This window comes from Nostoc sp. FACHB-888 (genome assembly GCF_014696655.1).
Classification (GTDB): Bacteria; Cyanobacteriota; Cyanobacteriia; order Cyanobacteriales; family Nostocaceae; genus Nostoc.
On the sequence record NZ_JACJQM010000043.1, the window covers coordinates 42,114 to 56,690 of the forward strand.

Consider the following 14,577-nt stretch of genomic DNA (forward strand, 5'->3'; position numbering starts at 1 on the left):
CTAGTCTATGAAGGGGAATATTTAGGAGCGCTGAGTGGTGAGTGCTAATTGCTGAGTAAGAAGTAATGAGGAAGAAGTAGTAATTACTCACTACTTAGAACTGATTTGATGCCTAAGCCTAGTCATATTAGTTTTTACTCAGTACTCATGACAGGCTAAACGCCTCGCTACCGCTAACGGCGCTTAAAACTGTTTCGGTGAGAGAGAAAAACTTAAAGCGACAGATATCGTCGTTAGAGTCAAATTTTCACAGGGCAGTGACTGAAAACTTAAAAATCAAACATTAAAAATTCAGCTATTCCCTAAGGGCCTTTTTTGGTGCATAAATAAAGTTTGATTGTTGAGTCTTGCAAACGCTAGCCTGTTAAAAGCTGAGGTGTTATCAGATCAACTTATTTAACACGCCATCGCTGGTATGCCATTGCAGTAAATCCAAGCGGTGTTGTACGAAGAAAATCAAACTGCCTACGGAAGGTGGGCGGCTGCGCGGGTTCTTCCTTAAGGAGATAAAGGTCGCAAGACCAGAAACGCTGCGTAAGACTCAGACCGGATTTAGTTTCGGGTATTCAGCAATGAATACACAAGGGCAGAGCAGCGGCGAATGAGACGCGAAACCTACACTGTATACAAAGTATCAGTGTAGGTACTTCACGACCGTAACTTTAAGTTTTACAACAGGAATACTCAAAAATAATGGTTCAAGAGCGTACTTTACCCACATTTAATCCTGCTACTACGCACATCACTAAAGAAGAAGGGTTACGGTTGTATGAGGATATGGTGTTAGGGCGCTTGTTTGAAGACAAGTGCGCTGAAATGTACTACAGAGGTAAAATGTTTGGTTTTGTCCATTTGTACAACGGTCAAGAAGCCGTTTGCAGTGGTGTTGTGCAGTCAATGCGACCGGGTGAAGATTACGTTTGTAGTACTTACCGCGACCACGTTCATGCTCTGAGTGCGGGAGTACCAGCAAGAGAGGTAATGGCAGAATTATTTGGTAAAGCCACAGGTTGCAGCAAAGGGCGCGGTGGTTCCATGCATATGTTTTCTGCGGAACATCGCTTGCTAGGTGGCTACGCTTTTGTGGCTGAGGGAATTCCTGTAGCAGCTGGGGCGGCTTTTCAAAGCAAATACCGCCGCGAAGTGCTGGGAGATAAAAATGCTGACCAAGTGACAGCTTGCTTTTTTGGCGACGGTGCAGCTAATAATGGTCAGTTTTTCGAGACGCTAAATATGGCAGCTTTATGGAAACTGCCAATTCTTTTTGTAGTCGAAAATAATAAGTGGGCCATTGGGATGTCTCACGAACGAGCCACTTCCCAGCCAGAGATTTACAAAAAAGCCAGTGCGTTTAACATGGTGGGCGTCGAAGTAGATGGCATGGATGTACTAGCAGTCCGAGCCGTGGCCCAAGAAGCTGTAGCTCGTGCCCGCGCAGGTGAAGGCCCAACATTAATTGAGGCGCTTACCTACCGCTTCCGGGGTCACTCCTTGGCAGACCCAGATGAAATGCGAAGCAAAGCGGAGAAAGAATTTTGGTTCGCCCGTGACCCAATTAAAAAGTTGGCAGCTTATTTGCTGGAGCAAAAACTGGCGGATGAGGGAGAAATCAAAGCCATTGATCGTAAAATTCAGTATGTAATCGACGAAGCGGTTAAATTCGCCGAAAGCAGCCCAGAACCAGACCCGAGCGAGTTATATCGTTTCGTGTTTGCAGAAGACGAGTAAAAGTTAGGAGTCAGGAGTGAGGAGTTAAAAATTCATAACTCCTAACTCCTAACTATCCCTATACCCAGGACTAAAATTTGTGTTTAGCATTGCAGTTCAACAGCAACAGTACAAGACCTACATTCTTTCTGATGAAGGCGCTGGTTCTCAATTAGAAGTCGTACCAGAACGTGGTGGGATCATCACCCGTTGGCGCATTCAAGGCCAAGAAATTTTTTACCTGGACACTGAACGCTTTACTCATCCTGATTTGAGTGTTAGAGGTGGGAATCCAATTTTGTTTCCTATTTGTGGCAATCTACCAGATAATACTTACACTCACAACGAGCAAAAATATACTCTCAAACAACACGGTTTTGCTCGTGAATTGCCTTGGAAAGCAACAGAACAAGAAACTGGAGATAAAGCTAGTCTCACTGTCGTTCTTGATAGCAATGAGCAAACTAAGGCAGTTTATCCTTTTGATTTTCAACTGGCTTTCACCTACGAACTTCAAGGTAATACCTTAGAAGTCCGCCAGCAGTATAAAAACTTGTCATCCACACCAATGCCTTTTTCGGCTGGTTTCCATCCCTACTTTCTGTGTGGTGATAAAACTCAGCTAGAGCTTGAAATTCCCTCTAAGCAGTATCAAGATAATCAAACTAAGGAAATTCACTCTTTTGATGGCAATTTTGACTTTAGCCGTGATGAAATTGATTTTGCCTTTGGACAGCTAACGAGTAAATCGGCCACTGCCATAGATGGCAGCCGGAAGTTAAAACTCACCTTGGATTATGATGATTTCTCTACCTACCTGGTATTTTGGACAGTCAAAGGCAAAGAATTCTACTGTCTAGAACCGTGGAGTGCCACCCGTAACTCTCTTAATACTGGTGATAACCTGACTGTGTTACCACCAGGAGCTAGCCATACAGCATCTATAAGGTTGACTGCTAATTTTTTCTAAACCCCTTTACAAATCTACAGATGTATATGCTATGATTGCAAAGTTGCGAAATGCAGCGAAAGGGTCGCTAACTCAACGGTAGAGTACTCGGCTTTTAACCGATTAGTTCCGGGTTCGAATCCCGGGCGACCCATAAAATTAACATCATAATTATTAGATTGAAAGAAAGCGATCGCAGCATCCAAGAAATTTCTGCAATTCGGTAGGATAGGCATAGACTAATTCCAAACACCATTGTCATGGTAAAAACACTTCCACAGCATTGGACAATTCCCCTTCTGGAAAATGGCGACAAACTCAGCCTTTATGAATTTGAGCGTCGCTACAACGCCATGCCTAACTTGAAAAAAGCCGAATTGATTGAGGGAATTGTCTACATCATGCCTGCTGCTTTACGTTTTAGAAGTCACGGTCAACCGCACGGTTGGATTGTTGGTTGGTTATTTACTTACGAAGCCGCTACACCTGGTGTAGCGTCAGCAGTAGAACCCACTGTGCGCTTAGACTTAGATAACGAACCCCAACCAGATGCTGTACTTCTGATCAACCCAGAAGCGGGTGGTCAAGCAAGGCTGAGTGAAGATGATTATATTGAAGGCGCACCAGAGTTAATTGTCGAAATTGCTGCCAGTAGTGTCGCTATTGACCTCCATGCTAAAAAACAAGCCTATCGTCGCAATGGAGTCAAAGAATATATCGTCTGGCAAGTACTCGATCATAAATTGACCTGGTTCTATTTGGAACAGGGTGAGTATATAGAGTTGGCTACTGATAGTAACGGTATTCTGCGAAGTCAAATTTTTCCAGGGTTGTGGTTAGGGGTTGCAGAGTTATTAGCAGGGAATATGCAGTCCGTATTGACTGTTTTGCAAACAGGCTTGCAATCTCCTGAACACGCAGCATTTGTTGAGAGATTAGCGCCTTTTGCCTGATGCGATCGCTTGTAAATTTGCCAAAATAGTTAGGAGTGCGATCGCTTTGAGATGACCATTTGGGATACTGGGCTACCAGAGCTACTAACTGTAGGGTAACTAAATCTACAGCAATACAGAGCAACTATGGTTCATAGTACAGGAGTATAGAACATAGTTATAGTAACGATGGCGTAAACTTTTTCAACATAGATACACGACACTAGTTATAATTTCCTATAAGTTGAAAAAACTCTTAAGATTTAGCGTAATAAATACGCTTTTCTCAGACCGACTAGCTGACAACCACATTAGGAGGACTATCTATGGCGCTTGTACCACTGCGGCTGCTGTTGGATCACGCAGCTGAAAACGGTTACGGCATCCCAGCTTTCAACGTTAACAATTTGGAGCAGATTCAGGCAATCCTGAAGGCTGCTGTCGAGACAGATAGCCCCGTAATTTTGCAAGCTTCACGCGGCGCTCGTAATTATGCAGGAGAAAACTTTCTACGCCACCTGATTTTGGCAGCCGTAGAAACCTATCCTCACATTCCCATTGTCATGCACCAAGATCATGGTAATGCGCCTGCTACCTGCTACTCAGCAATTAAGAACAACTTCACCAGCGTGATGATGGATGGTTCTTTAGAAGCTGATGCTAAGACCCCCGCTAGCTTCGAGTACAACGTTAATGTTACCCGCGAAGTTGTAAATGTAGCTCATGCTTTGGGTGTCAGCGTTGAAGGTGAACTCGGTTGTTTAGGTTCTCTAGAAACTGGTGCTGGTGAAGCTGAAGATGGTCACGGCTTTGAAGGTACACTCGACCACTCTCAACTGTTAACTGACCCCGATGAGGCTGTTGACTTCGTAGAAGCAACCCAAGTAGATGCTTTGGCAGTTGCTATTGGCACAAGCCACGGTGCTTACAAGTTTACCCGTAAGCCGACTGGGGAAATTTTGGCAATCAGCCGCATTGAAGAAATTCACCGCCGTCTGCCTAACACCCACTTGGTAATGCACGGTTCTTCTTCTGTACCTGAAGATTTGCTTGCACTGATTAACCAGTATGGTGGTGCAATTCCTGAAACCTACGGTGTACCTGTAGAAGAAATCCAAAAAGGTATTAAGAGTGGTGTACGTAAAGTAAACATCGACACCGACAACCGTTTGGCTATCACTGCTGCTGTACGTGAAGCTTTGGCTAAAAAACCAGAGGAGTTTGACCCCCGTCACTTCCTTAAGCCTTCTATCACATATATGCAGAAGGTTTGTGCTGAACGCTATCAGCAATTTGGCACAGCTGGTAACGCAAGCAAGATTAAGCAAATTTCTTTGGAAGATTTTGCTGCTAAGTATGCTAAAGGTGAACTCAACGTTGTTACCAAATCAGCTGCTAAAGTTTAATTTTGACAACAAATAAATAGGAGCATAGTCCTGCTATCCTCCTAAAAAACTGATGATTTTAATGTTGTCAGAAACCGGGTGTTTACCCGGTTTTTTGTTGTATTCATAAGGGCTGGGCTGGGCATGGGGTATTGGGCATTGGGCATTCTGTCGATAATCAATAGTTCTTCTTCCCCTGCCTCCCCTGCTTTCCAGTCTTTAGAACACCCGATGCTGTAAAGAGGGCATTTGACGGCGGACTTGTTCTAATCTAGTGGGCTTGATTTCTGCGATCGCAATTCCCGGTTTTTCCCCAGCATCGGCTAAAATTACGCCCCAAGGGTCGATAATAACGGCGTGACCGTGGGTTAAACGGCGGGCGTAGTTATTGCCTGTTTGGGCAGGAGCAATGACGTAGGCGGTATTTTCGATGGCTCTGGCTTGTAGTAGTACTTGCCAGTGGTCTTTGCCAGTAAAGGCAGTAAAGGCGGCGGGAATAAAGATAACATCAGCTCCCTTATCTGCTAGATGACGGTACAGTTCAGGGAAGCGGACATCATAACAAATGGAAAGCCCTAAATTACCAAGTTTTTCGGAAAAATGGACGGGTGGTAGTTCTGTACCAGCCACAACCGTGCTGGATTCCCGATAGGTGTTGCCGTCGGGGACATCAACATCAAATAGGTGTACTTTGTAGTAGCGGGAAAGTTCTTGACCGTTTGGGTCAATGAGTAGAGTGGTGTTATAAACTTTGCCTGTATTGTCTACGGGAACTGGAAAGCTGCCGCCCAAGATCGTAATTTGAAAGCGTTGAGCCATTTTTTTCAGAAATTTTTCGCTTTCAAGAGCGATCGCATCACCTTGCGCGAGCTTGTCTTTTTCTTCTCCCATATAGGAAAAGTTTTCTGGCAAACCTACCAATTCAGCACCTTGACGCACGGCAAGCTCTATTAATTCTTCTGCCTGTGCCAAATTTTTCTGTAGATCAGGCACACTGGTCAATTGAATAGCGGCGGCTAAATAAGGCTTCATAGATTCAACAACGAACAGTTGATTGATGGAAAAGAGATTATCAAAATATATCGCTACTTCAATATCTGTGGAACTTAATTAGAAATGCGTAACTCCTAGATTTTCTTCAACAGACTTGTTTTATTACTGATCTTAATCTTCCTCTGGGTTCTAGTAAACTGAGCAGGATAAAGATTAGGTTGTGATCAAACCTTGATAAAAACTGTCTACCGTGGATACTTCTATTCTCATTCAAACATTTATCGCTGTGTTTGTCTTGGCGGATGCCGTGGGCAATATACCGATTGTTTTAGTTTTGACTAAGGGCATGATGCCAGAGCAAAGAAACCAAGTTATAGATAAAGCAATTATCGTTGCGATCGCAGTTCTTTTGCTATTTGCCTTTGCTGGGCAAATAATTTTAAATTATTTAGAAATCAGTATCGGCTCTTTGCGAATAGCAGGAGGTCTATTGTTGCTGTTAATTGCTTTGCAAATGCTGCGGGGAGAATTAGATCAGCCGATTATTGAGGAAGGACGCGATGTCGCAATTACTCCACTAGCTTTACCATTGCTAGCGGGACCAGGGACTTTGACGACGGTGATGTTGCTGATGTCGAAATCACAGAGTCCACATCTTGCTGTGGTGGTAGGTATATTAGGGGCGATGTTTATTACTTGGTTGATTTTGCGTTTAGCAAATCTGATTGACCAGTGGATTGGTGCAGAAGGTGGAGTGATTGTAACTCAACTTTTGGGCTTTCTATTGGCGGCGCTAGCGGTGGAAATTGGTAGTACGGGAATTAAGGAGTTGTTTTTGAGCTAGAAAACTCCTAAAAATATTCGGAAGCTGAAACTATATACAAATGTAAACAAGTTTGATAGACGGCAAAATTTGCGCCTCTCAAACTTGTTTATAAAAATTAACCTAAAGTTAGAACAAGATGGATAGCTCAACAGGATTTTATTGCCAATTGAGCCTCAAAGATACTTTTCGAGAGTGGAAGCTAATGTAGTTTTAGGCACAGCGCCTACCACCATATCAACTTTTTGTCCACCCTTAAAAATCATTAATGTGGGAATACTGCGGATGCCGTACTGACTAGCAACTTGAGGATTTTCATCCGTGTTGACTTTGACGACCTTGATTTGACCTTTGTACTGTTCGGAGATTTCATCGACAACAGGAGCTACCATACGGCATGGTCCGCACCAGGGTGCCCAAAAGTCAACTAAAACGGGTACATCGCTGTCGAGTACTTCTTGCTTAAAACTAGAATCGGTAACTTGTGCGGCTGTTGACATGCCTAAAACCTTCGCCAATAATATCTGAACTTGGTGAAAATTCTACCATAGCAATAAACCTCAGCTTGGGAGTCCAAGGATGTACATTTGCAAAGAAGCTCTAAAATTTATTTACAAACATAAGGAACCGCCCGAACAGTAGTCCGGGCGGAGTGTGGTGTGAGGAGTGAACGGAAACATTTGTCTCCGCTATCTCTATTGTAGGCGACATATCGGATTTTTCCAGCAATTGTTTAGGGGGCTGGAAAAATTTATTGAAGAATTGGGGAGTGGGGAGTGGGGGAAGCAGGGGGCAGGGGGCAGGGAGCAGAGGGGAAAGAGAAAGAGGTAATTTTTTATTCTCCCCTTGTCGCCAGCAAGAACTGCTTCTTCATCTCCCTGCTCCCTTATTTTCCCATACCTAATTGTTGGGCTTTTTGGTAAACTTTACCCTCGGTTAATAGAGAAGGCGCAATCACAACTTCTACTTGCTGCATTTCTTTAATATTTTTGGCTCCTAAAGTGCCCATACTGGTCTTTAAGGCTCCTAAAAGATTGTGAGTGCCATCATCTAGCCCTGCTGGCCCAACGAGTATTTGCTCTAGGCTACCGGTGGTGGCAACGCGAATGCGGGTGCCACGAGGCAAGACAGGGCTGGGAGTCGCCATACCCCAATGATAACCTCGTCCTGGGGCTTCTGCGGCCCTAGCAAAGGGGGAACCAATCATGACACCATCAGCACCACAGGCGATGCATTTACAAATGTCGCCACCGGTGATTAAACCGCCATCAGCTATGACGGGGATATAGTTACCAGTTTCCTTGTAGTAATCATCTCGTGCAGCAGCACAATCTGCGATCGCAGTTGCCTGTGGTATACCGACACCCAACACACCACGGGAGGTACAAGCGGCACCAGGCCCAATTCCCACCAGTACCCCAGCCGCCCCAGCTTTCAACAAATTCAACGTAACTTCGTAAGTCACGCAATTACCCAGCACCACAGGGATAGGCATGGAACGGCAAAATTCTGCTAAATCAAGTGGTACTATAGACTCTGGCGACAGATGTGCAGTAGAAACTACCGTAGCCTGTACAAAAAATAAATCTGCCCCAGCTTTTGCCACCGCCTCGCCGTATTTACTTGCACCGGCTGGAGTCGCACTTACCGCCGCGATGCCACCTTGTTCTTTAATTTCCTGAATACGTTTTTCAATTAATTCCGGCTTTATTGGTTCGGCATAGAGTTCTTGCATCAGGGCAACAAATTCATCTTTCCCCACAGAGGCTATCCGATCTAATATTGGCTCTGGGTCAGCATAGCGAGTGTGAATACCTTCTAAATTGAGGACACCTAATGCTCCTAACTGTGACAAACGTACAGCCATACGAACATCTACTACGCCATCCATCGCACTGGCAATTATCGGGATTTCTCGCTCAATATTGCCAATACGCCATCTAGTATCTGCCAAACTGGGGTCTAGTGTTCTGTTACCGGGGACTAAAGCAATTTCATCTATTCCGTAAGCTCTGCGAGCTGTTTTTCCCCGCCCAAGTTGAATTTCCACGCTTTAATTTTTCTCAAATCTATTTAAGCTAGGGTATCAAATTGTGAGAGAAGTTGGGGCGTTTTTTTCCCTGAACTACACAGATAGATTCGAGTTACCCAAGTCGCAGCTCGAAACTTTGATGGACGCAAAGTATTTACCAAGCAACCAAATGAGTAAAAATTATTAATTGGTTCTTATATTGTGTTGTTTGAAGGTTGGTGTTGCGCTAGTTTTTGGATAATTGTATTTTCATGTGTTTTTTATTACTTAGTTAATATCATTATTATTGGCATTAATTGTTTAATTTGCCTATATTGAGTTAGATCAAAATCATGCAAATTCGCACTGATAATTTACCGTTTATTTTTAGCTGCATCTACACCAGTGTAACCAGTTGCTATCCAAATTATTGCTCTAGCTCCATCTCTGATAGATTTTTCGATAGATTCAGAGGGTTTTTCTGAAGGAACGGGCACTGGTTTTAAATAAATGCCTCGACTACCCAAAATAATTTCGCCGATGACACAAGCCCGACGCATATGGAAATCTGAAGTAATCAAATAAACGCTCTTGATGCCACGAGCTTGCAAATCATCTACCAACGTAGTAAAATTAGTAACTGTATCTACGGCCTCATAGTCCAAGTGTAAACGTTTGGGATCAACACCAGCTTTGGTAAACACTCGTTGGGTGAATGTAGGTGGACTACCCCCAGTAATCCAAATTGGTATGTTTGGATGCTGGCGGGCAAATTTGGCCGTAAACTTCTCTCGCTCTAAACGTCTCGTTGAACCACCCAACACTACAACTGCTTGCGGCTGTACAAATTGGTTTTGTACTTCTTTGTATCCCCACCACGTAATTAGCGGTAAGACAAAAGCTATAAAACGAAAAGATTTACCCGTAAAGAATAGCTTATTCAAGGCTCAATATTTTGTTTACTGATTACAAAATTTCCTCTGGCTAGAAGAAAAACAACAATTGATAGATAGTAGAGTAGCAAACCCCTCAAAAATGTGCCCAAATATAAATTCGGGTAATTTTTGTGTTGCAGCGCGATGAAGCGTGCTTAAAGTTTTTCCTCTAATTGATGGATTATCCTAACCTGTATCGGACAATCCATCAAAGGGTTCTAGCACCTTGTCGAAGAACCTGTCTCTAAATCTCTCTTTTTTAAGGCTACGACCTACATACAAGTTATCCGATTACCCGAAAGTCCCCCAAAACCTCACTCTATCCTATCGGACATCCCTATCCTTGGTAAGGAGAAGGACAGGTTTTACGTAGTAAAAATCACGGTGAAGTGTCTAAGTAGCTCTGAGAGGATGTTTGAAAAGTCCTCATCTTAGTAGCAAAACGTTTTAGATCCCCCTAAATCCCCCTTAAAAAGGGGGACTCTGATTCCGGTTCCCCCCTTTTTAAGGGGGGTTAGGGGGGATCAATAAGTGCCTAAAATCACAGCCAACCACTTTTCAAACAACCTCTGAGACTTAACCATAAATTGCGTTTAGAAAGACTTGTGTGTATACCTTAGCCTAAAAGGAGATATACTTTGAAATTTCCCCTTCCCGCGTCGAGAAAGGTGTTAGGGGGTTAGGTTTTTACAGATGACCTTGAATTGTCAGATTTAGTAGAGAGGCAAAATTGGACTTTATCCAGCTTTGCTAACGCGTCTCTACACGCTGTACTAAATATAATTTGTATTTATCCTATTCACTAGTTGCTGCTTCTAGCCAAACTTCTACATCATCCGCTAGCAACTTCTGTGCAGCATCCAGCATTGATGTTGCTATGTCTTTGAGGTCTTCGCGGTTATTTAAGTACGTTTTCAAGGCTTCCATTGGGTCGATGCTACTACTTGCACTCAATTCAGGAATCCGGGGTCGAGCCAACTGACTCACTAATTCTGCTTGAATAGTGTAGGTATGAGCAGGACTTAAAGCAGTATGTAGAGAGGAACTGTCAATTAAATCCATCTGTTCGGAGCGGAGTTTGTAAATTAGCCGCACTACAGCATCTTGAATATCATACTTAGCGATCGCTTTCATTAAAACCGCTTGCGGCTCATCTGCTTTCGAGACATCCACCTCAATGGTGCGGAAAGTCCGAACTGTTAAGGGGCAAAATTCCCATTCAGCCTTCCCTCGCTCCAGTTCTATCATCACATAACCTTTGTCTTCTTTCTCTTCGCTAAAATCTACCCGCTCAATACTGCCTGGATAAATCACAGGCGGGTTGTTGGATTTATTCAAATTCTGGTGGCGGTGGACGTGTCCCAACGCTACATAATCAAAACAAGGTCGCGTCAGCAAAGATAGGGGTAGAGTAAAGCCTTTACCTACTGCCAAAAAGCGTTCTGCCCCCAAGCTAGCATTGTCAGCCATCAAGTGAGCCAAAAGGACAGTAGGCACATCTGGGTCAAGACGGCGAATTTCCCCTTCTAGAACAACTCGCAGGCGTTCTGTTAACAGTTGGTTGACTTCTGCCAAAGATGAACCTTCAGTCTCTTGACGAGTCATCAGAGTCGAACGCGTTAGCCAAGGCAGGGTAATTACTTGCACTGTGCCATTACGGGTTTCGATGCAGTGAGTAGTTACTGTGTCACCGACAACAAATCCTGGCACTCCTAAAGTGCGGTAAATATTTAAACTCGCTCCTCCCTGCCCTTGGGAGTGTTGGTCGTGGTTGCCTACCAACAGCACTGTTGGAATATTGGCATCCATGAGACGGCGAAATTGGCTGGCAAAAGCTTGCTGTACATAAGGCGGTGGTGTGGCATCTGGGAAAGCATCGCCACCAAATATCACCATGTCAACAGCATCTGTCAGCGCTCGGTCAATACATATAGATAAGGTATTGACAAAATCCTCCAATCGTGTATTTAATCCAGTTGTGGGATTAATTCGTCCGTGAGAGAAGCCGCTTCCCATGTGGATGTCAGAGAGATGGAGGATTTTAATCATATTTATCCTTAGTCATTAGTTATTTGTCTAACATATTAATGACTAATGACTAATACATAACAACTAAATATGAATTCCGCATTCTGTTTTATCACTTCCCCGCCAACGTCCGGCGCGTTCGTCTTCGCCTTCGCCTACTTTGGTGGTAATCGGTTCGTCGCCTATGCTGGGATAACCCTTGTCGTGTAAAGGGTTGTAAATTACTCCGTGTTCAGCCACGTAAACCCAACTATCTTGGCGTGTCCAGGTAGCTATGGGATTAACTTTCAACCGACCTTTACCGTCGAATTCAAATATGGGCATATTCGCACGGGTTACTGCTTGGTCACGGCGGCGGCCAGTAATCCAAGCGACGCTGTTGAGTTCGTCTAGACCCCGTAACAGTGGTTCAATTTTTGTAATGTGGTGGAATTGGGCAATATCCTTGTCCCAAAGTTTGTCGCCATACTTGGTTTCAAAGGCTTCGCGGGTGTCTACGTCTGGGGTTTTGAAAGTTTGCAAATCCAGCTTGTAGACTTCTTTGGCTTTGGCTACTAATTCTAAGCTTTCGGCAAAGTGGTGCAAGGTGTCGAGAAAGATTACAGGAACGGGATGCTTCAGTTCACTGTAAAGAATATGGGTAATTATCATGTCATCCACGTTAAAGGCGCTTGTTTGCACCAGTCCCGTTGGGATATTCTCTATAGACCATGCCAGTATTTCTTTGGGAGTGGCAGTTTCAAATTGCTGATTTAATTTTTCTAAGTCAAAAGCGATCGCTTGATTTCTAGATGCCGCAGATACTGTCATGATAATCTTCTGTTCAAATATTTTTACCTTGACTAAAATTTATTTTACTCCACAAAGGCCCATATTCCGCTCGGAGATAAGGTAATTATTCTGTTCGGAAATTACTACATTGTGGAACTGGAGAATGGATTGTGGGGAAATTAGTAATATGGTTCGGCAGGGGGAGCAGGAGAGGCAGGGGAGGCTTTTGAGGAAAGAGGGTTATTATTGAGTATTGAGTAATTTTTTTCTCAGGAACAGGTTCTATTCCCGAACTACCCCCTGTCTGCCTCAAGCAAGAAATTCCTTAACCAAACGGTATTGGGGAAACTAGGAGAATGGCGCATTCTCAGTAAAAATATTTAAGTATAAATTAAGTAATTACTAAGAAAGTTTGCGGTAATTTAAGTTTTACAATGCTTTTATAGATATTTATACTGATTTTGATATGGTTAAGGAACAATTAATAAAAAGGATTTTACTTAAATGAACACTTCAAAATCCCCCAATCGCTTAGGTGAATCTATAATTATGGGCGCTTTAATGATGTTGACCAGCGTTAGCGTTATTACAATAATGAACTTTTTCTAAGATAAACATTTCTAATTTTAGCAATAAAACTTCACATAGCCCTGCTCAAAACTGAGTGGGGCTTCTGCTTTTAACGTGACCTCGATCATTGGAATTTAACTAAGACTTACATAATATGTTGTCAAAAACTCAACTGTCCTCAAGATTGTTCCAGCTACTGGGAAAAATACTTTGAGGACGTTTCGTTTTTGACTCGCTTACATCCCCACCCCGTAGAGGGATGAGGAATTACGCAAACAGGTTAAACAAATACAAAGCCAGTATCTGTTGCCAAATTTGTGTTGAGCTTTAATCCATCTTTAACAACAGCAATTAACTCTGTTCCATTGCTGGTAAAAATGCCGACAGCAGACTTGTTGTCAGACACCGCTGATGCAGACCCTAGTGAGTAATTATTAGCAAGTCCCTTGAGTTCAATTTGATCCTTAGCCTTAAAGCTGGCAATATCGGCATAGTCACCGTTACCGGAACTGGCATAGAAAACTGAACTGGCATCACCCAAGACGTAAGTATCTGCACCTTGATTACCGTTGAGTAGATCAATTTCGCCTGAGCCACCCCCCCAACCAATGAGGCGGTCATTGCCCTTGCCTCCAAAAAGGGTGTCACTGCCAAGTCCGCCTAAAATTGTGTCATTGCCATCGCCTCCACGGAGGGTGTCGTTGTTTCCCTTGCCATCAAGGTAGTCATTGCCTGGGCTACCATTGATATTTTCACTGGCATCAGTGCCGACTACGAGATTGCTCCCAGTTAGGGAATTAACTACAGTGGAGTTGTTAAAGTTGGTTAGATCACTAACTGTGTTAAGGTTTTCGAGGTTGTTGGTAGTGAGCGTCGATTGACCAGTGCTAGAAGTAATAGTACTGTTCTGTAGTATTGTGGGAGCATTCGACACTAAATTACTGATAGTGTTGTTATCGAGTACCGTTATTGGGGTAGTTGTGCCACCATTACCAAAGATTGTAGTGGCGGGTACGGTATTGTTACTAGAAACCGTGATAATTGGAAAGCCAGCAATATTATTATCAGCGATCGCGAAGTTTTGAGAAGTAGTGCCTAGTGTAATACCTGCGGAAGGATTACTGATGGTCAATGTAGCGGTTTCTGTGCCTTCAATCACAGCATCATTTACAACGCTGAAGATGACAGAACCTGCGGTTTGCCCACTAGGAATGGTGATGATATTGTTGCTAAGGTTGTAATCACTGGTAGTGATGCCTGTTCCTGTTACACCTAAATTGACTGTTTGATTACCAGATACGGCACTGGATGCAGTAGCAGTAACGATGGTAGCTGTTGTGTTTGCTTCCAAGCCAGCAGTAGTACTCAGGGATAAGTTGACGCTTGGAAAGGCAGCAATATCATTATCAGCGATAGTGACGTTTTGGGAAGTAGTGCCTAGTGTAATACCTGCGGAAGGATTACTAATGGTCA

The 14,577-nt window shown here is 43.5% G+C and carries 11 protein-coding genes, 1 tRNA gene and 1 pseudogene; 6 read left to right on the forward strand and 7 right to left on the reverse strand.

Annotated elements, in window-relative coordinates; all coding sequences use genetic code 11:
* Positions 1-693 precede the first annotated feature (693 nt).
* From pdhA to fba, 5 genes are all read left to right on the forward strand, one after another.
* Positions 694-1,728 (forward strand): pyruvate dehydrogenase (acetyl-transferring) E1 component subunit alpha, encoded by a 1,035-nt coding sequence (pdhA, locus tag H6G26_RS23330; protein WP_190731604.1) that lies wholly within the window; start codon positions 694-696, stop codon positions 1,726-1,728.
* A gap of 79 nt (positions 1,729-1,807) precedes the next feature.
* Positions 1,808-2,677, forward strand: a complete 870-nt coding sequence (locus H6G26_RS23335; RefSeq protein WP_190731606.1) for an aldose epimerase — start codon at positions 1,808-1,810, stop codon at positions 2,675-2,677.
* 61 nt (positions 2,678-2,738) lie between these two features.
* Positions 2,739-2,810: transfer RNA gene (locus tag H6G26_RS23340), tRNA-Lys, on the forward strand.
* A 106-nt stretch (positions 2,811-2,916) separates the two neighbouring features.
* Positions 2,917-3,609, forward strand: coding sequence for a Uma2 family endonuclease (locus H6G26_RS23345; RefSeq protein WP_190731607.1), 693 nt, complete (start codon positions 2,917-2,919; stop codon positions 3,607-3,609).
* 305 nt (positions 3,610-3,914) lie between these two features.
* Complete coding sequence (fba, locus tag H6G26_RS23350; protein WP_012411833.1) at positions 3,915-4,994, forward strand: class II fructose-bisphosphate aldolase; 1,080 nt, start codon at positions 3,915-3,917, stop codon at positions 4,992-4,994.
* 198 nt (positions 4,995-5,192) lie between these two features.
* On the opposite strand, the gene H6G26_RS23355 is transcribed toward fba, so the two are convergent.
* Positions 5,193-6,005, reverse strand: a complete 813-nt coding sequence (locus H6G26_RS23355) for a carbon-nitrogen hydrolase family protein (RefSeq protein ID WP_190731609.1) — start codon at positions 6,003-6,005, stop codon at positions 5,193-5,195.
* Positions 6,006-6,216: 211 nt separating this feature from the next.
* Here H6G26_RS23355 and H6G26_RS23360 point away from each other — a divergent pair, with 211 nt between their 5' ends.
* Positions 6,217-6,810, forward strand: a complete 594-nt coding sequence (locus H6G26_RS23360) for a MarC family protein (RefSeq protein WP_190731611.1) — start codon at positions 6,217-6,219, stop codon at positions 6,808-6,810.
* A gap of 155 nt (positions 6,811-6,965) precedes the next feature.
* Here H6G26_RS23360 and trxA read toward each other — a convergent pair whose 3' ends face one another.
* The 6 genes and pseudogenes from trxA to H6G26_RS23390 all read right to left on the reverse strand — a co-directional run.
* Complete coding sequence (gene trxA, locus H6G26_RS23365; protein ID WP_190731613.1) at positions 6,966-7,289, reverse strand: thioredoxin; 324 nt, start codon at positions 7,287-7,289, stop codon at positions 6,966-6,968.
* A gap of 386 nt (positions 7,290-7,675) precedes the next feature.
* Positions 7,676-8,839 (reverse strand): GuaB3 family IMP dehydrogenase-related protein, encoded by a 1,164-nt coding sequence (locus tag H6G26_RS23370; RefSeq protein ID WP_190731615.1) that lies wholly within the window; start codon positions 8,837-8,839, stop codon positions 7,676-7,678.
* Positions 8,840-9,174: 335 nt separating this feature from the next.
* The gene (locus H6G26_RS23375; protein ID WP_199327051.1) at positions 9,175-9,744 is read right to left on the reverse strand and encodes a YdcF family protein; all 570 of its coding nucleotides are present in this window, start codon (positions 9,742-9,744) and stop codon (positions 9,175-9,177) included.
* A gap of 786 nt (positions 9,745-10,530) precedes the next feature.
* Positions 10,531-11,784, reverse strand: coding sequence for an exonuclease SbcCD subunit D (locus H6G26_RS23380; protein WP_190731617.1), 1,254 nt, complete (start codon positions 11,782-11,784; stop codon positions 10,531-10,533).
* Between the two features lie 63 nt (positions 11,785-11,847).
* Positions 11,848-12,573 (reverse strand): phosphoadenosine phosphosulfate reductase, encoded by a 726-nt coding sequence (gene cysH / locus H6G26_RS23385; RefSeq protein ID WP_190731619.1) that lies wholly within the window; start codon positions 12,571-12,573, stop codon positions 11,848-11,850.
* An 811-nt stretch (positions 12,574-13,384) separates the two neighbouring features.
* Positions 13,385-14,577, reverse strand: a pseudogene (locus H6G26_RS23390) (hypothetical protein); the annotation flags it as partial.

Excerpts from the sequence above, each read along its gene's own strand:
- fba (WP_012411833.1), top strand. The coding sequence starts at position 3,915 with ATGGCGCTTGTACCACTGCGGCTGCTGTTGGATCACGCAGCTGAAAAC.
- cysH (WP_190731619.1), bottom strand. The coding sequence starts at position 12,573 with ATGACAGTATCTGCGGCATCTAGAAATCAAGCGATCGCTTTTGACTTA.
- trxA (WP_190731613.1), bottom strand. The coding sequence starts at position 7,289 with ATGTCAACAGCCGCACAAGTTACCGATTCTAGTTTTAAGCAAGAAGTA.
- H6G26_RS23355 (WP_190731609.1), bottom strand. The coding sequence starts at position 6,005 with ATGAAGCCTTATTTAGCCGCCGCTATTCAATTGACCAGTGTGCCTGAT.
- H6G26_RS23345 (WP_190731607.1), top strand. The coding sequence starts at position 2,917 with ATGGTAAAAACACTTCCACAGCATTGGACAATTCCCCTTCTGGAAAAT.
- pdhA (WP_190731604.1), top strand. The coding sequence starts at position 694 with ATGGTTCAAGAGCGTACTTTACCCACATTTAATCCTGCTACTACGCAC.
- H6G26_RS23380 (WP_190731617.1), bottom strand. The coding sequence starts at position 11,784 with ATGATTAAAATCCTCCATCTCTCTGACATCCACATGGGAAGCGGCTTC.